At 38.7% G+C, this 23,272-nt stretch carries 20 protein-coding genes; 3 read left to right on the forward strand and 17 right to left on the reverse strand.

Translation table 11 applies throughout. The annotated features are described in order from the left end of the window. Positions 1–14: 14 nt before the first annotated feature. Positions 15–245 carry an IDEAL domain-containing protein gene (locus NST02_RS18050; RefSeq protein ID WP_095309915.1) on the forward strand — a complete coding sequence of 77 codons (231 nt, stop codon included), beginning with the start codon at positions 15–17 and terminating at the stop codon, positions 243–245. 189 nt (positions 246–434) lie between these two features. Here NST02_RS18050 and NST02_RS18055 read toward each other — a convergent pair whose 3' ends face one another. The 3 genes from NST02_RS18055 to NST02_RS18065 form a co-directional block, all read right to left on the reverse strand. Next, positions 435–1,715 carry a M48 family metallopeptidase gene (locus NST02_RS18055; RefSeq protein ID WP_340949425.1) on the reverse strand — a complete coding sequence of 427 codons (1,281 nt, stop codon included), beginning with the start codon at positions 1,713–1,715 and terminating at the stop codon, positions 435–437. A 236-nt stretch (positions 1,716–1,951) separates the two neighbouring features. Beyond that, positions 1,952–2,257: an AzlD domain-containing protein gene (locus NST02_RS18060; RefSeq protein ID WP_095309911.1), complete on the reverse strand. Its 306-nt coding sequence runs from the start codon at positions 2,255–2,257 to the stop codon at positions 1,952–1,954. After that, a complete protein-coding gene (locus NST02_RS18065) occupies positions 2,247–2,978 on the reverse strand; it encodes an AzlC family ABC transporter permease (protein WP_095309909.1) in 732 nt (243 codons plus the stop codon). The genes NST02_RS18060 and NST02_RS18065 overlap by 11 nt, the downstream gene beginning before the upstream one ends. A 103-nt stretch (positions 2,979–3,081) precedes the next feature. On the opposite strand from NST02_RS18065, the gene NST02_RS18070 reads away from it, so the two are divergent. Further along, positions 3,082–3,633 (forward strand): helix-turn-helix domain-containing protein, encoded by a 552-nt coding sequence (locus NST02_RS18070; protein WP_340949426.1) that lies wholly within the window; start codon positions 3,082–3,084, stop codon positions 3,631–3,633. Positions 3,634–3,814: 181 nt separating this feature from the next. Here NST02_RS18070 and NST02_RS18075 read toward each other — a convergent pair whose 3' ends face one another. The 6 genes from NST02_RS18075 to NST02_RS18100 all read right to left on the reverse strand — a co-directional run bounded on the left by NST02_RS18075 (position 3,815) and on the right by NST02_RS18100 (position 10,935). Further along, positions 3,815–4,609 (reverse strand): ABC transporter ATP-binding protein, encoded by a 795-nt coding sequence (locus NST02_RS18075; protein ID WP_137743665.1) that lies wholly within the window; start codon positions 4,607–4,609, stop codon positions 3,815–3,817. After that, positions 4,584–5,612: an ABC transporter permease gene (locus NST02_RS18080; RefSeq protein ID WP_340949427.1), complete on the reverse strand. Its 1,029-nt coding sequence runs from the start codon at positions 5,610–5,612 to the stop codon at positions 4,584–4,586. The genes NST02_RS18075 and NST02_RS18080 overlap by 26 nt, the downstream gene beginning before the upstream one ends. 235 nt (positions 5,613–5,847) lie before the next feature. Next, positions 5,848–6,846, reverse strand: coding sequence for an ABC transporter substrate-binding protein (locus tag NST02_RS18085; RefSeq protein ID WP_212933969.1), 999 nt, complete (start codon positions 6,844–6,846; stop codon positions 5,848–5,850). A gap of 507 nt (positions 6,847–7,353) precedes the next feature. Then, on the reverse strand, positions 7,354–8,901 hold the full coding sequence (locus NST02_RS18090) for a fatty acid--CoA ligase family protein (protein WP_340949429.1): 1,548 nt from the start codon (positions 8,899–8,901) through the stop codon (positions 7,354–7,356). A gap of 293 nt (positions 8,902–9,194) precedes the next feature. Then, the gene (locus NST02_RS18095) at positions 9,195–10,184 is read right to left on the reverse strand and encodes a lipoate--protein ligase (RefSeq protein WP_095309897.1); all 990 of its coding nucleotides are present in this window, start codon (positions 10,182–10,184) and stop codon (positions 9,195–9,197) included. A 16-nt stretch (positions 10,185–10,200) separates the two neighbouring features. Then, on the reverse strand, positions 10,201–10,935 hold the full coding sequence (locus tag NST02_RS18100; protein ID WP_095309895.1) for an MBL fold metallo-hydrolase: 735 nt from the start codon (positions 10,933–10,935) through the stop codon (positions 10,201–10,203). A 141-nt stretch (positions 10,936–11,076) separates the two neighbouring features. Between NST02_RS18100 and yhfH the strand changes: the two genes are divergently transcribed. Beyond that, positions 11,077–11,211, forward strand: a complete 135-nt coding sequence (gene yhfH / locus NST02_RS18105) for a protein YhfH (RefSeq protein ID WP_095309893.1) — start codon at positions 11,077–11,079, stop codon at positions 11,209–11,211. A 190-nt stretch (positions 11,212–11,401) separates the two neighbouring features. Here yhfH and NST02_RS18110 read toward each other — a convergent pair whose 3' ends face one another. From NST02_RS18110 to NST02_RS18145, 8 genes are all read right to left on the reverse strand, one after another. Continuing rightward, complete coding sequence (locus NST02_RS18110; RefSeq protein ID WP_340949430.1) at positions 11,402–13,555, reverse strand: YhgE/Pip domain-containing protein; 2,154 nt, start codon at positions 13,553–13,555, stop codon at positions 11,402–11,404. Between the two features lie 67 nt (positions 13,556–13,622). Further along, positions 13,623–14,195 carry a TetR/AcrR family transcriptional regulator gene (locus NST02_RS18115; RefSeq protein ID WP_095309889.1) on the reverse strand — a complete coding sequence of 191 codons (573 nt, stop codon included), beginning with the start codon at positions 14,193–14,195 and terminating at the stop codon, positions 13,623–13,625. A 60-nt stretch (positions 14,196–14,255) separates the two neighbouring features. After that, the gene (locus tag NST02_RS18120; RefSeq protein WP_137743605.1) at positions 14,256–15,491 is read right to left on the reverse strand and encodes an MDR family MFS transporter; all 1,236 of its coding nucleotides are present in this window, start codon (positions 15,489–15,491) and stop codon (positions 14,256–14,258) included. 367 nt (positions 15,492–15,858) lie between these two features. Beyond that, complete coding sequence (gene hemY, locus NST02_RS18125; RefSeq protein ID WP_212933968.1) at positions 15,859–17,271, reverse strand: protoporphyrinogen oxidase; 1,413 nt, start codon at positions 17,269–17,271, stop codon at positions 15,859–15,861. Positions 17,272–17,496: 225 nt separating this feature from the next. Further along, complete coding sequence (hemH, locus tag NST02_RS18130; protein WP_340949433.1) at positions 17,497–18,426, reverse strand: ferrochelatase; 930 nt, start codon at positions 18,424–18,426, stop codon at positions 17,497–17,499. Between the two features lie 82 nt (positions 18,427–18,508). Beyond that, positions 18,509–19,555, reverse strand: coding sequence for a uroporphyrinogen decarboxylase (gene hemE, locus NST02_RS18135; RefSeq protein WP_095309881.1), 1,047 nt, complete (start codon positions 19,553–19,555; stop codon positions 18,509–18,511). A 137-nt stretch (positions 19,556–19,692) separates the two neighbouring features. After that, complete coding sequence (locus NST02_RS18140) at positions 19,693–21,507, reverse strand: ABC transporter ATP-binding protein (RefSeq protein WP_095309879.1); 1,815 nt, start codon at positions 21,505–21,507, stop codon at positions 19,693–19,695. Next, positions 21,488–23,239, reverse strand: a complete 1,752-nt coding sequence (locus tag NST02_RS18145; protein WP_137743607.1) for an ABC transporter ATP-binding protein — start codon at positions 23,237–23,239, stop codon at positions 21,488–21,490. The genes NST02_RS18140 and NST02_RS18145 overlap by 20 nt, the downstream gene beginning before the upstream one ends. Positions 23,240–23,272 lie beyond the last annotated feature (33 nt).

The raw sequence follows: 23,272 nt of genomic DNA on the forward strand, positions 1-23,272 counted from the left end.
CAGAGGTGATCTCGATGAAAGAAAAATTTTATCCAGAATTAATGAAGTCCGGTGCAATGAATCGTAAAAAAGAAGCATTCATGATGAACTTATACATCGATATGGTTTTATCTGAATCATTATTAAAGTCTGAAAAGGAAAAGTTGTTCCTACAAATTGATCAGGCAATTGATAAAAAAGATAAAAGCACCTTTCTTCAGCTTTCCACGCAATATATAGAACTCAAGCAAAGGTTCGGAACTTAGTACTTATGCTATTCTCCCCTCTCCAACTAAGCGGGGATTTTTTTAGCGCAAAACTATGTTTATAAAGAGGTAATTTTTGCTTCCTTCTCGCTTATCATCGGCAAAATACAAGCTGCGCAGTAAATCCTTCCAACTAAAAAAGAGCCCTAAACGGACTCTCTGCCCTTCGTATACGTGATACAACTTTCACTATTCTTCACTCTGTCTCATCTTTTCAATTTCATACTCCTCTATCATTGAAATGCGCTCAAGCATCGTCGGATGACCATAGCGGAAAATTTTCACTAAAAGCGGTGGATTCACTTGGCTTAGACCCGCTCTGCTTAACTCCTGAAAGGTCCCGATCCCGGCCTCCGTATTACCAGTCATTTCAATGGCATAGCGATCTGCTCTCATCTCCTGGTATCTAGAAACAAGATTGGAAACAGGGCTTGATACGAATAGGAGCATCGATAAGATCATTAGGAAAAGTGGAAAAGAGCGAATATCGTGCACTGCAGGAATTTTTAATGCTTCTCCCCACCTATTTACCGCATAATTCATAAGACGATAGGTTAAGTACAAGCCTACTAATGATAAAAGCAAATATCCAGCAATCCCAATATAGAGATGTTTTTCAACATAATGTGCCATTTCATGTGCCATAATAAATAAAATTTGTTCATCGTTTAAACGATTTAACGTCGTATCCCACAGCACAATACGGGAATTCGAGCCAATACCAGTGACATAAGCATTAAGGGCATTCGTTTTTTCTGCCATATTCACTTCAAACACATGCTCTGAGGGAATATTTGCTTCACTAGCAAGCTCTAATATCTTCGCTTCTAATTGTTTATCCTTTAATGGATAAAAATCATTGTACAAAGGATCAATCACGACTGGTTGTAGAAACATTACAAACAGTGTAAACGGCACAGATAATAACCACGCGTACAACCACCATCTCTTTTGACTTTTTTTCATAAGCCAGTAGAGGACTGCAACGATAATAAACATCGTTCCAAAATTAATCCAAAAATCAATTAGCTCATCCTTCATCCATGATGAGAATGACTGTGTCGAAATATTATAAGACTTTGACAAAGAATAGCTAATATAACTTAATGGGAAAGTGGCTACAAATGCAAAAAAAGTAAGCCAAATCGTATATATTGCAGTCTGAATGATTTTATACTTTGAAGACTGCCCTGCCCATTTCTTAAAAGCACCTGAAAGACCTGCTAACAGCACAAATAAATAAAAGAGCCATTCAAAAGGCGTGCTCAAAAAAAATAATAAATTTCTTATTTTGGAATACTCCTCACTCAGCATGAGCTCCCGTCCATTTAAAAATGTGGCTGGATCTGCTTTTGAGCCTTCATATTCAAACGGCAGACTTGTATCAGCAAAATAGAATAAATACCAATAAAAAAACAGGCCATAAAGGATGTAGGCAATGATTCCGTATAGACCAATTTTTCTCGCCATGTCACTCCCCCTTCACGTTGTTCAACGGGTATAATGGTACAACCCCTCTATTATCATTTTAGTAGCAAAAAAAACATTTAGAACTGAGACTTTTCTATTATCATCTCAAAATTTTCAAATCATACGTTAACGCCACGTAAAGGGAAACCATTTTTTTCATTAAAAACAGCATGAAAACGATTGTTAAGCATAAGGTAAAGTTTGCTTCCTCAAGCAATACGCGCCAAAAGCAAAAATTAAAAGAGCAAAGAATAGAGAGAAAGAACAGCGATCGAACCTAGGACGACAACAATCACATTTGCACCAAGGAAAGCAATGGCAAAAGCAACAGCCGCACCTAGCACTCCATACCAAATATCCTCTTGAATAAAAAGAATTCCAGGAAAAATAAGGGCTCCCAACGTTGCGTAGGGAACATTCCTTAAAATACCTTGAAGAAATTCAGGCAATTCTTTTCCACGAAAAAGAACAAATGGCAGCATCCTTGGAATAAAGGTAACCACACCCATGCCAATAATCATCCACATGATTTCACTGTTCATTTTTCACCCTCCTCTGTCTTCCCCTAATGAATACAACCCACTCCACAATGACCGCTGAGAGCAAAGTTGCACAGACAATTGCCCAGCCTGTTGATAAAGCATTGGTTATTGTAAAAACAGTATTAAAAATAGCTGCCAACACGGCCAAATATACGACTTTCATCCCCTTCTTCATCGACGGAACTAACAATCCAACGAACATGGCATAAAGGGCAACCGACATTCCTTCCTGAAATGTTTTCGGCAAACTTGAACCGACCATATAACCAACTCCAGAAAAAATGCCCCAGCTTAAATAGGCAATCATATTTAGGCCAAACATATACCCTGCTGAAACAGTTCCTTCCTTCACAGCGGCTATCGAAAATGTTTCATCCGTTATGCCAAATGCGTACGCTGCCTTTGTCAACAGAGGTTCATCTTCACTCTTTTCATTCAATGAAGCTGACATTAAAAAATGACGAATATTAACGATAAACGTAGTTAAAATGATTTCAAATGTACCAGTTCCTAAAGTTAATAAACTTAAAGAAATATATTGAGCGGCCCCCGCATAGACAATCAAGCTCATGAGAAGAGTCTCTCCAAAGGATAATCCTGTTGTCTTCGCTAATAATCCAAACGTTAGAGCTACTGGAAAATAACCAATCGCAATCGTAATCCCTGCTTGAAATCCTCGTCTGAATTCAGTAGCCGATTTATTTAACACCATCTCTGACATATCTCCAACCTCCTCTTTATTGCAAATTTGCATAAATCTTCCGAAATTGATAAAATATATTATACATATGTGCGTTATATTATACAAGAGTATAGGAGGAAAAATGGAAAATATTCAAAAAAATATTGCGGATAATTTAAAGAGCATCCGAAAAAATCGCGGCTACAGCTTGGAGCAAGTCGGAGAATTAACGGGAGTTAGTAAAGCCATGCTTGGCCAAATTGAACGAGGGGATTCAAATCCAACTGTTTCAACCTTATGGAAAATTGCAAGAGGTTTGCAAGTTTCCTTTTCTTCATTAATGAAAGAGGAGGCTTCTAATGTTATCGTCGTCAAACAAAGCAACATAGTTCCTGTTACAGAAAGCAATGGAAACTATCGCGTTTACCCTATCTTTCCTTTTGATCCACGAAAAAAGTTTGAAATTTTCACCGTTGAAATCGAACCAGGGTGTACTCATCTATCTGAAAAGCATAACGAAGGCCTTGAAGAGTATATTACTATTGTCAGCGGTGAGCTTGAAATACTAATCGGCGACGAAAGCTTCAGCCTGAACTCTGGTGACTCCATCCGCTTCCTTGCTAATAAAACACATACGTATAAAAATAACAGCAGCATGCTTACTACCTACCAATTGGTGATGCATTACCCGTAACATGCTAAAGTGCTGTCGCAATAAGTGACAGCACTCTTTAACTACATATTATATTGACTTGTTATTTTTTGGCTCATTTCCCCTCTCTTGCAGCTATGCTGAAAAGGCGTGTGAAATCTATCTTCGATTCGCACAAAATGAGCCAAAAATCGTTTATCAACAATATCGTTAAACAAAGCGATTAAATTAAAACCGCTCGATCATTGCTCATTTTTTCCCCGCGAATGCGTTGGAACTCTTCCAAGAGCTTTTCTACTGTCAACTGCTGTTTTTGTTTCTCATCTGCCTGAAAAATAATTTGTCCTTTATCCATCATAATCAGTTTGTTGCCCAGCTCCAATGCTTGCTCCATATTGTGAGTAACCATTAATGTTGTAAGCTTAAATTCATGAACAATTTCCTTCGTCAATCTTGTTATCAGCTCCGCCCGGGAAGGATCAAGCGCCGCTGTATGCTCATCCAATAATAAAATTTTCGGTTCCGTAAAGGTTGCCATTAATAAAGATAATGCTTGGCGCTCACCGCCAGAAAGAAGGCCGACTTTGGCCTCAAGCCGATTTTCTAAACCTAAATGAAGAATCTCAAGCTTTTCTTTAAAAAATTCTCGTTTCTTTTTCGATACACCGATTTTTAATCGACGAGAACGTGTCCTTGCATATGCAAGTGCTAAATTCTCTTCAATAGTCATCGATGGTGCTGTCCCCGCCATCGGATCCTGAAAGACCCGGCCAATTAACCTTGAGCGTCTATGCTCTTTTTCCGTTGTCACATCATAACCGTCAATCTTTACAACGCCAAGATCCGGGATAAGCTTGCCGGAGATCATATTCATTAACGTCGATTTTCCTGCCCCGTTGCTGCCGATAACCGTAACAAAGTCACCTGATTCAAGGACAAGATTAATATGATCAAGGGCAATTTTTTCATCTGGTGTTCCTTCGTTAAACACTTTATAAATCTGTTTTAATTGCAGCAAGGCTTTCACCACTTTTCTCTTCATCATTCATTTTTTCCTTCGATGCAAGCAATCTTTTTTTCTTCTTTTGCTTATCTCTTTGCCACTCAATCATTTTCGGGATAACGAGAGCAGAGACGACAATAAAGGCGGTAATAAGCTTCATATCTCCCGTCTCCAAAAATTCAATCCTCAGCGCAAGAGAAACAATCACCCGGTATAAAATGGCCCCACCAATCACGGCGAGAGTTGCTCTCACGATCGTTTTTGCACCAAAAACCGCTTCACCGATAATCACAGATGCGAGACCAATCACAATCATACCGATCCCCATCCCGACATCACTAAACCCACTGTACTGCCCTATTAAAGCTCCGGATAATGCAACAAGAGCGTTTGAGATTCCTAACCCCAGCACTTTCAAATGATCCGTATTAGCAGAGAAGCTCCGGATCATTGTCTCGTTATCACCCGTTGCCCGAATCGCCAAACCAATATCGGTTTTTAAGAATAGATCGATGAGCACTTTGACAATAAAGGCAAGAATGAGCATGATCACTAAAATTCCCCATGTTTTCGGAATAAAACTCGAAAGTCCGAGCGTATGGAAAAGAGACTGGATTGCATCATCAATTTTTAAGCTCTTCCAAAAATCAGTAAATTGGGTGAGAAGAGTTTCTTGATTTAACAAAGAAATATTCGATTTCCCCATAATTCTCAGATTGATCGAATAGAGGGCAATCATCATTAAAATTCCTGACAGCAAAGGATTAATTTTCCCTTTTGTGTGGAGAAGACCCGTTACACATCCAGCCAAAAAGCCTGCCACCATCGCTAATAGTGTTGCCAAGAGGGGATTCATTCCCCCCATAATAAAGACAGCAGCAACAGCTGCTCCAGTTACAAAACTCCCATCCACCGTTAAGTCAGGAAAATCTAATATTCTAAATGATAAATATACTCCCAAAGCCATGAGGGCATACATAGCACCCGCTTCGACAGAACCAAAGATTGCAGTAAACATAAAATCTCCCTTTCGAATAGAAAAGTGAAAGCGCCTCGCTCATCACCGTATAAACTGGGGAGAACCTGAAGTTTGAGAGGCGCTGGAACTAAACAAATCTAAAAATCTAAATTTATAATACTTACTTAATAACAGCAAGAAAAACGCAAGCTCATCACACTAGGGTGAGTCACTATGCTGAATCCTTTCATACAAACCAAGGGCTTCTCCATTTGTGGAAGCCCTGGATTGCTACCTACTCTAAAAATTGCGCAATATCGTTCCATTCTTCTTTCAATTCTACATTCATTTCCTCGGCAGCTTTTTTATTGATTACAAGCTTAACCTCTGTCGGATATTGTGCAGGAATTTCTGCTGGACTTTTTTCTCCTTTTAAAATCTCAACGGCCATTTTTCCAGCTTCGTAACCAATTGCTTCATAAGAAATCCCATATGCAGCAAAGGCTCCTTTTTCAACAGAATCTGTTTCGCCAACGAATAATGGAATATCATTGTCATTTGAAACTTGGATGACAGCGTCAAGGGCAGACACAACAGTATTATCAGTAATGATGTAAATGGCATCTACTTTCCCCATTAAAGATTCAGCGGCCTGTTTAACATCTGCAGAAGTGGCCACCGATCTTTCCACTAACTCGACGCTTGTTCCCTCCAACGCTTTTTTCATCTCGTCAATCTGGACGATAGAGTTTTGCTCACCGGTGTTATAAATTGTCCCAATGGATTTTGCCCCATAGTCTTCAACAATAAACTTAATCGTGCTTGGAATAGCATCTGGATACATATCACTTGTTCCGGTGACATTGCCACCTGGTTCTTCAAAAGATGTAATCAACTCTGCTCCAACCGGATCTGTTACAGACGTAAACACAATCGGAATATCAGTCGTTGCATTTAAAGCACTTTGAGCAGCTGGTGTCGCATTGGCAAAGATCAAATCGACTTGATCACCGACAAAATTGCTTGCAATGGCTTGTGCGTTTGGCATTTCACCTTGCGCATTTTGCTCATCATATTCAACTTTTAACCCTGCCTCTTCGAGCGCTTTTTTAAATCCAACCGTCGCTGCGTCAAGAGAAGGATGAGCTACGATCTGAGAAATTCCCACTTTATATGTTTTTTCGGAATCACCACTTCCGCCGTCCCCATTAGATTCCTCCGAAGAACCGCAGCCACTCAAAATAAGTGCTCCCATCATCCCAACAGCAGCTACTGTTTTTAATTTTTTCAACATTATTCTGTTCCCCCATTTTTATTTACTTTTCTGCTTTGAAGCTTTTATGCTTTCATGTACTAAATAACAATATTTAACTAGAATTATATAATTATCTTCTATATTATTTCAAGTGTTTTTGCATAAAGTTAAAAATTTTTTGAAAATAATATTTATCCATTTTTACTGCCATTTGCAATGAAAGCGATGAATGAGGTCAACACGATGCTTTGTTCCCTTTTCAAACAGCAAGAATTCCATGCGGAGGGAATGCCTGTTAGATGATTAAACTGCTAGGCGCAAGACGTAGAAACAGGTACTGAAAAGAACGGGCATTTACAAGATTTGTTACATGCCTTTATCAGCAATTTTTAACAAACGCAACATAAAAAAGGCAGATCAAATTCTCACTGCCTTTTATCCATTAATTTGTCTCAAAATATCGTAAAAAGAAGCTTTCCCGTGTTCGCTGCTTGCCTCATCAAATGCTTGAACCACAAAGCAATGACCCTTTACAGCTTAAGGTTTTCAACTTTTTAGCACTTGCTCTTTCAAAGCTCTGCGCAAAATCTTCCCAGTTGTATTTTTCGGGAGTTCTTGTAAAAACTCAATGAGAGTTGGTGTTTTATACTTTGCTAGATGTTCTTTGGCATAGCTTATAACCGCCTCTTCTGTTAAAGCTGGATTATTGCTTACTACATAAGCTTTCACTGCCTCACCTTGATTCGGATCAGGAACACCGATGACCGCTGCCTCAACAATTTCTCGATGATTATATAACACTTCCTCAACCTCACGTGGATAAACATTGTAACCGCCTACAATAATAAGATCTTTTTTGCGATCAACAATATAGAAATACCCATCCTCATCCATCATAGCCATATCACCAGTATAAAGCCAGCCATCGCGAATCGTTGCTGCTGTTTCTTCCGGCATTTTGTAATAGCCTTTCATAACATTTGGACCACGAACAATTAATTCTCCAGAATGTCCGACAGGTACCTCTTCTCCTAACTCATTGACGACTTTATTTTCAACATGGACGATTGACTGACCGATAGAGCCTGCTTTTCTTGGACGATCCAGTGGATTAAAACATGTAACAGGTGCTGCTTCAGAAAGCCCATACCCCTCTGAAATGACAACTTTAAATTTCTCTTCAAAGCTCTTTAACAAAGCAACTGGCATCGCCGCCCCTCCAGAAATGCATAGTCGTAAAGACTGCAAATCTTTCGGATCACCTTCTGGATATTGATAAAGAAAATTGTACATCGTTGGAACCCCAGCAAAGACCGTAGCTTCATATTTTTTGGCCAGTCGAAAAATTTCCTTAGGACTGAACTTTGGATCGATGAGGAGCGTTGCCCCACTTAACAACGGGGCATTCAAGCAGACTGTTAAGCAAAAAACATGAAACATCGGCAATGTTGTAATCACTCGATCATCTTCATTCATATGAAGATAAATGCCCACATCCCTAGCATTCGAATAAAGGTTTTTATGAGTTAGCATAGCGCCTTTAGGCTTACCTGTTGTTCCCGAGGTATATAAAATAAGCGCCACGTCATCCTCATCAACCTCAGGTGCTCGAAAACTCAACTGTCCTAATGCAACAACTTCTGAAAACGATTTCAACTTTGAGTAGATCGATAATTGACTGTTACTAGTTCCTTTTCCCTGCGGCGTTTCACAAACAATATAATGCTCTACTTTTGGAAGCGTGTGATGCATTTTTTCTGCTAATGGTACTAATAAATCAAGGGCAATTACGGTGGTCACATCACCATTGTTCAAAATGTAGCCAATTTCGTCAGGCGTATAGATTGGATTAATCGGAATAACAGTTGCCCCAAGACGCAATGCCCCGTACATTCCAATGACAAAAAAAGGTGAATTCCCCAATAGCAAACCCACATGATCCCCTTTTTTTACCCCCAGCTTTTCCAATCCAGAAGCAAACTTCGTAATCGCCCCATCCAACTCTGCATACGTGCTTGGCTGATCTTCAAAATAATATGCTGGTTTATGAGGCACTATTTTTGCCGTTTCATGCAGTTGAGAAGATAAATTCATCTACTCCATCCCCTTTGTTTATTGTGAAGAATTTCCCGAAAAAAACTTCATAGGATAACTAGGTGGAGCGTACCTTCATGCTGATTTCCATAAATTTGAGAAATGTTCACAAATTTTTAATAAATCACAAATATATTATATTAAAAGAAGATCACCTCTTCAATAGAAAACGCATACATAATCGAATTTTTAAAATATTAAAATAGAAAAACCTCCCCCTTTTTACCTTTTATTTATGCATAAAGAAAAATAAATTGTTTTTCTAAAAAAAAAACGATGTCCTATAGACATCGTTAATAAATTAATTGACTAAATTCTTCTTTTGTTATATTGCCAAAATAATGTTTAATATCGACATCAGCAAGGGCTTTATCGATTTCAGCTTTTTCGTAGCGTTTGCCAAGCAATTTTTGTTCAATATCTGCCACATCTCCTACGCCAAAGAAATCTCCAAAAATTTTGCAGTTTTCGATCATTCCTTTATTTACTTCTAAGCGCACATCGATGCTGCCGACAGGAAAACGGTGGGAATGCTGAAGATTAAATTTTGGCGACTTACCATAATTCCAATCCCAATTTTGATAGCGCTCCTTTGAAAGCTGATCAATATTCTCCCAATCTTTCTCTGTTAAAACATATTCCTGAATGTTTTCTTTGCTGCCGAAGATATATTCTAGCAACAAAGCCCGGAAATCCTCAATTGAGATTTTTTCATCAAGGAATTCTGAAATATTGGCAACCCTGCTGCGAATCGACTTTATCCCCTTTGACTCAATCTTATCCTTTTTCACCTTTAATGCTGCAACAACATTATCAATTTCCGAATCAAGCATAAGAGTCCCGTGGCTGAACATTCTTCCACGAGTAGAAAACTGGGCATTGCCAGAAATTTTTCTGCCTCCAACCACTATGTCATTACGACCGCTAAGCTCGGCATGAACTCCTAACTTATGAAGGGCTTGAACAACGGGTTCAGTAAATTTTTTAAAATTATGAAAAGATTCGCCATCGTCCTTTGTGATAAAACTAAAGTTCAGGTTTCCTAGGTCATGATAAACCGCACCTCCGCCAGATAATCTGCGAACAACTTTAATTCCGTTTTCTTCCACATAGTCTGTATTTATTTCTTCAATTGTGTTTTGATTTTTTCCAATAATAATAGAAGGCCCGTTTATGTAAAAAAGCAAATAGGTCTCGTTAATATCCAAATTTTTTAAAGCATACTCTTCAATCGCTAGGTTTATTTGAGGATCTGTAATCCCCTTATTATCTATAAACAACAATTTCTAAATCAACTCCTTATAAAGTTATAACCTTCCCAAACTGGGCTAATGAAACAGGACCTGCATAGATTTCCTGCGCTTCACTAACAAGATTCTCAAGATTTCCATATTGCGGCAAATGGGTCAAAATGACTTCTTTAACATTCGCTGATTGCGCCAAATTACCGACATCAATACTGTTCATATGGCCGGCAATTTTCCCATCTTGTCCCTTAAAAAAGTTGCATTCAGCAAGAAGCAAATCAGCCTTGTCCGAAAATGCGATAAACTCGTCTTTAAATGAGGTATCAGCAGTATAAACCAACGCCTTTCCATCTGCTTCAATTCTCATGGCAAAGCATGGGACTGGATGGTTCGTTCTTAAAAATTGAATCGTAAACGGGCCTATAGTTAAACGCTTTTGCGGATTATAGGCAATTCCTTCCGTAACCCCTGTATGGGTAAGCTTACTAAATTCCAGTTCATCTAATAGATGTCCATAGATCGGAAGCGTCGCCGGCTTCTCACCGATGAAACTTTTTATTAAACGAGCATGCTGCAATACCCCTATGTCGGCAATGTGATCAGCATGATAATGCGATATAACGACAGCATCAAGCTCCTCAGGCTCAACAAAATTTTGCAATTTGGCCAAAACCCCACTGCCACAATCGATCAGTAGTTTAAACTTACCATGCTCCAATAAATAGCCTGTACTCGCTTCATTTACCTTCGGATAACCGCCCCAAAAACCAATAATCGTCAATTTCATAAACCTACCTCCTCATAATGCCATTATATAAGATTTCACAAAAATAATAAAAAAACTGTATTGACACCTCAAAACTGTTATAATACAATTAAGATAATATTAAAACTGTTTCAAACACCTGAACCGAAGGAGGCTATAAACATGATTCAAAGCATTGTTGAATTTTTCAATAATTTGCCGGCAAAAGAGTGTAGCGACTGTGGTGTAAAGATCGAAGAACAGCACGAGTGTTATAGCAATAAATGTGATCATTGTCTAGGTGTTACAACTTTATAAAGCTTACGCTAATGGCACGTCGTTCAAACTAAGTATGGGTGACTGTTGTAGATTTAAGGAAAACTCTTTGACCATGATAATCGTTTTAATTCAATGTGATATTCGTTTTCTATCAAAATGCATCTGCATTTTGTTCCATAATCCCTTCCAAATTTGAAAGCCAGTTGTCATTTGACAACTGGCACTTTTTTTACTCTTTTACAAGTATTTCAAATTGACGTTTATGCTTAAGTTTAAAGTAAAATAGACTTCCAATAATAAATAAACACATAAACCCGATCATAACAAATAAATTTTGCCACATAAATCCGTAATCACCGCTAGAAATAACTGCTTTTAAGCCTTGGACCGTATAGGTCATCGGCAGGAATGCATTAAAGTGCTGCAGGAATCTCGGAATTAATTCTAATGGAAAAGTTCCAGCACTTGTCGTTAATTGGAAAATCAAAATTAAAATCGCAATAAATCTGCCCGGATCGCCAAAGGCCGTTACAAAAAATTGAATTAACGCTACAAAGGTTAAGCTTGTAACAACAACAAACAATAAAAATAATGGTATGTTTTTCACTTCTAGTCCTAGAGCAGTCATTAAAACCGCTGCTGCAATCAAACCTTGAATAATGCCAATTCCTGAAAGGATCGCAAATTTACTTGCGAACCAGGTCCAGGCGTTTTTCGGAACTGCAGCAGGCTGCCTTAGCGGAAAAACAATGGAAAGCAAGAGTGCTCCAACGAATAAACCGAGTGAGATAAAATATGGCGCAAAGCCGGTACCATAGTTTGGAACTTCATTAATTTTTTCATCTTGAATATCAACTGGGGCTGCCATCATCTGATAAGTTTTATCATTAGCCTCGACAGTTGATGCTTCCTCTGCACCATCAGCTAGTTTATCGGCCAATTCACTGCTTCCATCTGCAAGTTCAACCGTACCATCTGCTAACTCTTTTGCCCCCTCCTCTAATTGACCGGCACCGATTGTAATTTTATCCGTTCCATCACTCAACTCATTTAATCCACTTGATAAAAGAGAAGCACCGCCCGCTAATTCGTTTGCGCCCGCTTTTGCCTCTGAAAATTTTTGTGCAAATGTTCCCATTCCAGATTGAAATTGTTTTTGACCCTCAACCATTTTCCTAGAACCTTCATGGAGAGCTTTGCTCCCCTCAGCAAGTCTGTGGACACCTGTTTCAAGCTGTGTTTGCTTCTCGGATAATAAAGTCAAATTACTTGAAAGGGTATCTGCCCCTTGCGAGATTTGTCCTGCCCCCTCAGCCAATTTTGAGGTACCTGCTGTTAGAGAGTTTAAAATCCCTTCTAATTCTTTTTGCTGAGCTGGCTCCAGCATAGATAATACTCCTTCAAGCTGCTGCTTGAGCATCATCATTCCGCCACTTACATTTTTCGCTTCCGCCTGCCATGTATCCAAAGAGTTCGACAGGTGTGCTGCCCCTTGAGCAAGACCTGCTGTACCTTTTGTCATCTCAGGTATTTTCTGATCCATCTCTTCAATACCGGCTTTTGCTTCAGAGATTCCTTTCGCAAGCTCAGTATTCCCTTTGGAAATTTCTTGTGAAGCTGTTGTTAATGTGGAAAATCCTTTTTCCAATTCACCCAAACCTTCATTCAAAGATTGAACTCCAGTTGATAGATCCTTAGATCCTGAGTTTGCGCTTTTCATCCCTTCATTAAAGGTAATCGCTTTGCTTGCTAATTCAGCAAGATGAGTATGCAGCTCATTCGTACCATCCTTTAATTGTTCAGAGCCATCGTTGATTTTTCCTGCACCGTCACTCGCTTCATTGAGACCGGATGCTAAATCCTCAATGTTAGAGAAAACAGTTTCTGCATAAGTTTCGGTAATTTTTTCTGAAATGGAAGCTTTTATTTTTTCAATAGCTGTGCCACCAATTTGGGCTGCAAGGAAGTTATAGCTTTCATTTGGAACATAAATTAATTCGAGCTTTTGCGGCTCTTTATCCATTAATGTTGTTGCATTTTCAGAAAAGTTTTCTGGTATTTCCACAAGCAAATAATAGTTTTGCTTTTCAAGACCTTCATAACCCTCTTTTTTTCCGAGAAATTCAAACTTGAATTCTTCACTATCCTTTAATTTATCTACCAATTCATCCCCTAATTTTAAATCCTTCTCACCATAACTCGCCCCTCTATCTTCATTGACAATCGCGACAGGAAGATCTGCTAAATGCTCATAAGGGTCCCAAAAAGCCCACAAAAACATCCCGCTATAAAGAATTGGAATAAATAATATCGCAATCACAGGAATTAGCAGCTTTTTATTTTTTACTAAAGAACTTAATTCTGCCTTCATCAAATGTCTCATCCCCAACCTCCGTAATAATTGACCATTTTATTCATATGGTCATTTCTTTAAAAAAATCAAGGATTACCTATTTGGATAATCCTTCAAAAATGTATTGCTCTAACACTTTAGCAATCTTTTCTTTTGACAGTGGTTCATGGTTTTTTTCCCAATCAAAAATAAGAGCAACGTACAGCTTCAACATAACAAAAGAAGTGAGTTCCGGATCGCATCGTTGTATTTCACCTTTATTGATGGCCTTCACGATTTTATCCTTAATAAAATTTAAAATCGCCTTCTCAATGCGTTCTATTACTTCCATTGCAGCAGGGGTACGCATTTCTCTCCCTTCCTGAAAAAGCTTGATCGTGAGCTGATGTTCCAAACGAAACTCCAAGATGCGATAAAGAGCTCTGTGGACATTCTCTTGAAAAGTCAATGTTTCATCGATTGCCTCTTCGGCCGCTATTTTCATCTCCTTAATAAGACTGTTCGTAATCTCGTCAAAAAGTTCTTCCTTTGTACTGAAGAAAGTATAGATCGTGCCCTTGCCAACATTAGCAATTTTTGCAACTTGATCCATCGTTGTTGCTTTAAAACCAAATTGAGAAAACGAATTAGTTGCTGCATCAACAATCATTTTCCTTCTATCAACGACCATTTCATCACCTCTTTTGACCAAATGTCCAAATTAGTCAGTAAGTACAATTGCTATTTTACCCTACTCAGTTGATTTGTCAACAGAAAACAATTTGAATAAATGAGCATAGAGATAAATACTAAACAAAGAAGAGGCAAACAAAATACTTAAAATCCATACGGGTTCAAGCCATTCGGATAAAAATAAAGTGATCGGTGCAAGAAATCGGCCAATTGTATATTGCAAACTGTCCGCTCCCATATATTTACCAACTGACTCCCGTGGAGCATAGCGGCTTACAAAACTCTCCATTACCGGTGAACGGACTATTTCCCCAAATGTAAAAACGACCGTCACCAAAAATAAATACCAAATATTTGTACTTATCCCTAATGCAAGCATCCCTGTTCCCGATAAAAAGGAAGAGAGAATAAATATATCTCTTTCATCACGGTTTTTCAGCCATTTCGTAACAGGCAGAACGAATAGAACAAATAAGAGACCGTTCAAGCCCAGCATCCATCCAAAAATTTCTTCACTCGTCAAAAAAAGAGACCATTGATTCCAACCGATAAACACTTGTGCGGGGACATGATTAATTACATAGATCGGCAAATAGAGATCCAACTGCATGATCGTCACGACTGCGAAAACACCTGCCAAAATGTATATGGCGAATATTTTATCACGAAAAATCTCCCGATAATCGCTCCACTGCGCCTTCATTACGTGACGAAGCTTTGATTTACTATGAATATCATGTTTTGTTTCTTTAACAATTAAATAAATCACCAGCGTATAGATAATTAATATAAGCGAGCATGTCCATAAAAGCTCATGACGATAATGAAAGAAAAATATCGCACCAAGAGCTGGTCCAAGAACGGCCCCAATATTTTTTGCGGTTGTAAAAGTTGCAAAGACTTGACGCCGCTCCGCTTCTGGAACTAAATCCGCTACCATCGCTGCACTTGGTGGACGATAAATCGCGCCACCAAAACTAATACCGATAAAGGCAAGGTAATCAAGCCAAGGGGACATAGATAGGGCAAAGAGGACAAACATCAATGCTTGAATAGATGAACCCATTAGCATCACATGTCTTCTCCCTATACGATCAGCAAGACTCCCTCCCGCGAGACTTCCAAATAAGCTGATAAGCGGAGGAATCGCCATTAGCATTCCTGCGGTAGAATTTCCTAATTCCGTACTAAAATAGAGTGCTATGAAAGGGAAATACATCCAAAAATGAAGGTTAAAGATCGCCTCTCCAAACAATCGCACCTTTAAGTTTAAATCCCAATGAAATACTTTCATAAGAGTCACCTTCCTCTTTTCGTTCCTGGCCAGGTTCCTCCAATATAAAAGAATTTTCAGATAAAATATAGACTGTTATTTAAAAATTTGTTATACTAATAATATGAAAATCGAGGATACCCGATTTTTAATTTAGGTGCAGCAAAAAACGAACATTTGCTCTTATTTAAAAAGACCAAATCCTTTACAGCGGATTTGGTCTTTCTGTTTTCGAAAAGATAAATACTTCTTCGATGAGCCCAATCAATAGCAGGCTTTATAAAATGTCAATGTTGATTGATTGCAATTCCATGAATGAGGAGAAAACAAGATTTCTCGAAGTGTAAAACTAAAGAATTGTTTGAGCAACAATATCGTTTAACAAAGCCTAATTAAAAAACTGCAACACTTTTTCGACTGCGGCTTCTCCTTGATCAATGCAGTCAGGAAGACCTAAGCCTTCAAATGAAGCACCGGCGATAAAGACTCCAGGTAGTTGCTGCTTCACTTGTTCAGTCACTTTCGCAAGCCGCTCTTTATGCCCAACAGTATATTGAGGCATAGCGTTTTTCCATCTCGATACAACAACGAGTTCAGGCTCCATTGTAATGTCCATCGTTTTGTTCATATCTTCAAGAACAATTTTGACAATCTCATCATCGGATAGCTCAACTATCGTTTCATCACCTGCACGACCAACAAAGCAACGCAACAATACTTTATCATCTGGACAAGAATGCGGCCATTTTTTATGTCCCCAAGTACAGGCTGTAATCGTATAGTCGCTATTTCTTGAAACAACGAAGCCAGTACCATCAATATCGTTGGCAATTGCTTCCTTTGGAAATGCTAATGCGACATTGGCCACAGATGTGGACGGAACCTTTTTAAATTCATTGAAAAATGGATAATCAGCAAATATTGTCGGTAATATTTGATGTGGTACGGTTGCGACAATGCTTTCTGCTAATAACAGCTCACCGCTGTTCAAGCTTATTTCATAACCAGTTTGGGTTTTCTTTACTTTTTCCACCCTCTGCCCTTTTAAAACCGTTCCTGGCTCCAGTCTCTCTTCAATCGCATCAACAAAGCTTTGCAGACCAGCTTTAGGAGTTAAGAACATTCCTTTCTTACTGCCTTTTGACTGTGGGCTTTTCTTTGGAGCTGGCGTCGCCTTTTTCATCCCTAACACAAGGCTTCGATACTTCTGTTCTACCTCATAAAACTGTGGAAAAGTGGACATCAAACTCATTTGATCAATATCACCAGCATAAATCCCTGACAATAATGGCTCAATTAAGTTTTCCACCACTTCATCTCCTAGCCTGCGTCTAAAAAAATAACCAAGCGATTGATCTTGTGCAGGATCAGATTTAGGCATAACAAAATCGGCCGCTGCCCGCATTTTTCCTGTTAGAGAAAACAATCCAGTTGTAATAAATGGTCCGATTTGCGTTGGGATCCCCATAATGGAACCACCTGGCATTGGATGGAGCCGTTCTTTCACTAATACATATGATTTTCCTGCAGTGTTGCTTACGAGTGTATCCCCAATTCCTACTTCCTCTGCAAGTCTGGAAGCACTTTTCTTTCGTGCTAAAAATGAATCTGGACCCCTTTCAATCACATATCCATCTTTCACGACCGTTTGAATCTTCCCACCTAATCGATGTGATGCTTCAACTAAAATAATCTCTAGTGGTAGGTTTTTCTCCCGTGCTTCTTTCTGTAAATAGAAAGCAGTTGTGAGTCCCGTAATACCTCCCCCAAGTATTACAACCCTTCTCTTTTTCTCTGACACAGTAAATCGCCTTCTTTTCATTTGATAGATTACTCAGTTTGCTGTATCAATGACACATAATAAAGTTCTTTTGCCAATCATTGTGACTGTTTTGATGGTCAAATAGTGTTCGTCACATTGTTGAGCTCCATGTTTTTATATGTTTAAAGATTGCTCTGAAAGGATGAAACACAAGGAGTTCAAGCTCATTTCACCCTGTCAGAACGGAATCATTTGCTCTGACATTTATTTTAATAACTTAAGCACTGCTGAAGCCATTGCGTCAATAAATAATGGATCTGTATTTGGCATTTCTGGGCGATAGTAGCTTACTCCAAGCTCGTCCGTAATCACCTTACATTCATAGTCATTATCGTACAGGACTTCTAAATGCTCTGCTACAAACCCAACTGGTGTATATACAAATGCCTTGAAGTGATGTTCGTCATACAATTCCCTCGTTAAATCCTGAACATCAGGTCCGAGCCATGGCTCTGGAGTATTTCCAGCACTTTGCCAACCTACATAATAATTTTTTACACCAGCCCCTTCAGCAATTAAATCTGCTGTTTCCTGAAGCTGTTTCGGATATGGATCACCAAGTTGCAGAATTTTTTCTGGTAAGCTGTGTGCGGAAACGATTAAAGCGGCATTATTTCGTTCATCTTCAGTCATGCTGTTAAACGCTTGCTTCACCTTATCGATCCAAAATTGTATGAATTTTGGCTCCTTATACCAGCTTTCCACTGATCGAATTGTTAGTCCACCTAGTTTCTCTGCCTCTTCCTTGGCACGTCCATTATAGGACTTGATGCTGAAAGTTGAGAAATGAGGGGCCAAAACAATACTTAATGCCTCTGTTATACCATCCTCATGCATTTGCTTCACAGCGTCCTCAATGAAAGGCTCGATATGCTTTAAACCGATATACAGCTTAAATTCTACTTCATCCTGAATTTTATTTAAGTGTTGTTGAAGCGCTGCTGCCTGATCATTTGTTGTCTGTGCTAATGGAGATAATCCTCCAATCGCTTCATAGCGTCCTTTTAAATCTTCCAACATCTCATCTGATGGTCTTCGTCCATGGCGAATATGCGTATAATAGCGCTCAATATCTTCTTCTTTATATGGGGTTCCGTATGCCATTACAAGCAGACCCATTTGTTTTTTTGTCATTTTTTTCTATTCACCTCATGTTTACGTCTCTAAGCCATTATCTTGCCAAAAATTATATTGAAATATCAACTTTTATACCTATCTATTTGTGTAATTTGCTGGCTGAATACTCATGTATAAAAGTAGTTAGCTTCTTTAATGTTTCTGGATTCACTTGCGGGAATACCCCGTGCCCAAGATTAAAGATAAACCCTTGCTGCTTCATTCCTTGATCCAAAATTGCCTTTGCTCTTTCCTCAATCACTTCCCAAGGTGCAAGAAGGATTGCCGGATCTAAATTTCCTTGAACTGTTTTCGTGATTCCCTTCATGCGAGCCTCTTCAATCGGTAAACGCCAATCCAAGCCAACAACATCTAACGGTAAATCGTGCCATTCAAGAGCAAGATGACTTGCTCCAACACCGAACATAATTAGCGGAACATTCTCTGAGCGAAGTTCTGAAAAAATGCGTGTCATGATAGGCTTGATAAAGGTACGGTAATCTGCCACATTCAATGCTCCAACCCAAGAATCAAAAATTTGTATTGCTTTTGCTCCTGCCCTTATCTGTGATTTTACATATGTAATCGTAGTACTCCCAAGTTTGTCCATTAAAGCAAACCATGCATCCGGCTGAGAATACATAAAGGCTTTCGTTTTATTATAATTTTTCGAAGGTCCCCCTTCGATCATATAGCTTGCTAATGTAAATGGTGCACCGGCAAAGCCAATTAATGGTACAGAAAGCTGCTCTTCCGTCAAAAGTTTAATCGTATTTAATACATATGGAACATCTGCTTCAGGATTAATTTCTCCAAGCTGCTCCACATCAGCGAAAGTACGAACCGGGTTTGCAATAACCGGGCCAATCCCTGACTTAATTTCAACCTCTACTCCGAGTGCAGGCAGCGGCGTCATAATATCCTTATATAATATCGCGGCATCCACATCATATTGCTCAACCGGAAGCCTCGTTACATAGGCACAAAGCTCTGGTTGATGCGTGATTTCAAAAAGTGAATACTTTTCCTTGATCGCCCTATATTCAGGCTGTGAACGACCTGCTTGTCTCATATACCATACAGGCACATAGTCCGTTTTTTCTCCCCTTGCTGCTTTCAAAAATGTTTCATTTATTTCTTTGACCATGAAATGAAGTCCACCTTTCAAAACTATCTATTCTAAAATAAGAGAATAGACTATTTTATACTCATTCTAATATAGCGTTTTCTACTACTGTTGTATACATTAGTGATTGAACTGTCAAAAAATAGACGTTTTTACCGTTATAGCACTTCAAATTGGTTGCGATACGACTCATAATAAAAACCCTTCTCTGCCATTAGCTTTTGATGCGAACCTCTTTCTATAATCTCTCCATTCCGTATCACCAATATGACATCGGCATTCTCAATTGTTTTAAGTCGATGGGCAATAACAAAGCTTGTCCTGCCCTTCATTAAATTTGCCAGGCCAGTTTGAATCTCAATCTCTGTTTTCGTGTCAATACTGGAAGTTGCTTCATCCAAAATTAAAATACTGGCATCTGCTAAAATCGCCCGGGCGATCGCAATCAATTGTTTTTGACCTTGACTTAAATTATTTCCTCCTGAAGACAAGAGAGTTTCGTAGCGATTCGGTAAATGTTTAATAAATTGATGGGCAGAAGCTGTTTTCGCAGCAAGAATAACCTCTTCATCACTCGCCTGTAAATTGCCGTAGCGAATATTTTCCATTATCGTACCTGAAAATAAAAATGTTTCCTGTAAGACAAGACCGATATTTTTACGAACATCCTTCAAGCGATAGTCTTTAATATCTTGTCCGTCGATCATCACACTTCCAGCATCTGCATCATAAAAGCGTGCCAGAAGGTTTATAATTGTTGTTTTTCCTGAACCCGTTGGACCGATAATAGCGATTGTTTGTCCTGCTTTGGCATGAATGGAAATATCTTTGAGAATTAATTGTTCTTTTGAATATCCGAAATAAACATGTGAAAGCTGGACATCGCCACGAAAGCTTCGAACTGGAATCGCAGCTTCATTTTCTTTTATTTCAGGAACTTCATCCAAAATTTCAAATGCCCTCTCGGCGCCAGCAATAGCTGCTTGGAAAGTATTGAGAAGACTTGACATTTGATTAATTGGACGGAAAAATTGCCGGGAATATGTTACAAACGCAGCAATAATGCCAACCGTGGCCAAATTATTCAATGTTAAGAGAGCACCTGAAGCGATGATAAAAACGAGTCCAAGATTGTTAATAAAGTTATTGACCGGACCTAAAAAACCAGACACCATTTCAGCCTTTTCCGAGGATTGTCTGAGTCGTTCATTAACACTAGAAAACTTTTTAAAAACATTATCTTCTTTTCCGAAAAGCTGAATGACCTCAAGGCCTGTAATCGACTCTTCGACAATTCCATTAAGCTCCCCTAAATCTCGCTGTCTCTTAATAAAATTGCTACTGCTATATTTAATCATTTTCTTGGTTGAAAAAAACATCACCGGAATGACACAAAGTGTAATCAATGCCATCATCCAATTGAGAGAGACCATCGCGATGATAACGCCCACCACTGTTAATACGGTGGACATTATTTGAATAACGCTCTGACTTATAGCATTATTCAATTGGTCGATATCGTTGGTGACTCTACTCATAAGCTCCCCTTGACTTCTCTTATCAAAAAATCTTAAAGACAAACTTTGCAATTGTTCAAAAAGCTCCTGTCTTAACTTTCGGATTGTTTTCAGGGAGATATTGATCATGAAGTAAGATTGAAGCCACGTAAATATCGAAAAAACAAGGTAAACAATCGCTAGAATGCTTACCATTTTGATTGTTCCGGCAATATTTTTGGCAATAATATATTGATCAATAATGATTCCGATCATATATGGGCCAACTAATCCTAATAAGGTTGTGGCAATAACAAGAACAATAACAAAGAAAAGATAAAGCTTCTCATTCTTCATGTACTGCCAAATTCTCTTTAAAGTCCCTTTACTATCCTTTGCCTTTTCAAATGGCCCTCTCATTTTTCCTCTTGTTCCTGTCTGACCTCTAGGGGAAAAACTAGTGGCTTGCTGTTTCATGGTAGCCATCCCCCTTTCCACCCTGTGTATAATAAATTTCCTGATATACGGAATTTTCTTTCAGCAATTCACGATGTGTGCCGTTGCCGACTACTTTTCCATCCTCCAGAACTAAAATTCGGTCAGCGCTCATGATAGAGGATATTTTCGAAGAAATAATAAATGTTGTTGCTGTCATAAAGTTTGTATTCAACGCATGCAAAATCTTTTTCTCTGATAATGCGTCAACTGCTGAAGTCGAATCGTCCAAAATTAAAATCGGCGGTTTTCGAACTAATGCCCTCGCTATCGATAATCTCTGTTTTTGACCACCGGAAAGATTATTCCCTCCTTGTGTTAACGGTTGCTCATAGCGTTTATCCAGTTTTTCTATAAATTCCGAAGCATTGGCAGATTTTGATGCGTCAGCAATCTCTTTAAGATCCGCATCCTCTTTGCCGTACTGTAAATTTTCCAATATTGTCCCAGAGAAAAGAGTTGCTCTTTGCGGGATAAACCCAATTGCTTTTCGCAACTGCTCAAGGGAATAATCTTTTATGTTTTTCCCATCAATGAAAATGTCTCCTGAATCAACGTCATATAGACGAGGCAATAATTTCACTAAAGTTGATTTACCACTGCCAATCGTTCCAATAATCCCCACTTTCTCGCCGGCTTTTACCTGAAAGGAAATGTTTCGAAGGACATATTCACCATTTTTACTGTAGCTAAATTTGACATCCCGAAATTCAATAGCGCCTTTAATGGTTGAAGGAGCATTATTTTCGTAATTTGAAATTTCCAACTCTACATCAAGTACGTCTTTGATTCGTTCTGCTGAAGGTACGGCTCTCGAGATAGACATCAGGACATGGCTGCTGCCTATAAGCGCATTCAAAGTAATCGTCAAATAGTTGATAAAAGCAAGAATAACCCCTACATTGCTTGTTCCTTCATCAACTTTAATGACACCAAGCCAAAGAGCAGCAACAATTCCAATATTAATAAGAAACAGCATAACCGGCATAAGCCCCATCATCATTTGACTGGCTGACAAATTCATTTTCGTCAGTTCATCATTAATACGAGAAAAACTCTTTTTCTCATAATTCTGTCTCCCGAATGCTTTGATTACGCGAATGCCCGCGAGATTCTCCTGCAACTTCGTATTTATTTTATCAACAGCTTCCTGAACTTTACGAAAAAGCGTCCCAGCCCGCTTCATAAAATACCAATTAACAAGTGCCAGTATTGGGATTAATATGAGTAAAATCGAAAAAAACTCTCTTGCTGAAACATATACGATAACAACACTTCCAATAAATAAGAGAGGACTTCTTACAAGAATTCTTAATGTCATCATCGTCGCTGCTTGAACAGACGTCACGTCATTCGTCGCAATTGTGATCAGCTTTCCAGTACCAAAGTGATCCTTATCTCTAGCAGAAAACTGTTCCATCTTCTTAAAAAGATCTTGACGAATATCTGTGGCAAAATTGACAGCGGCTTTTGTACTATAAATCGAACAGCCAAGCCCGCCAATTAAACCGATTACCGCTACAACCAGCATAAGCAGACTCATTTTAAACACATAAGAGTGATTCTGTTCAGCGATTCCATTATCGATAATATGCTGCATGATCATTGGTTGTAATAGATCCATCGCCACCTCGATGCACATAAAAAGGGGGCCAATAACAGCAAAGAAAAGATATGGTTTTAAGTATTTTAATAGATTAAAAAATGCTTGCATTTGACTAGCCTCGTTTACGACAATAGTAGAATA

Source organism: Robertmurraya sp. FSL W8-0741 (assembly GCF_038004005.1).
Classification (GTDB): domain Bacteria; phylum Bacillota; class Bacilli; order Bacillales; family Cytobacillaceae; genus Robertmurraya; species Robertmurraya siralis.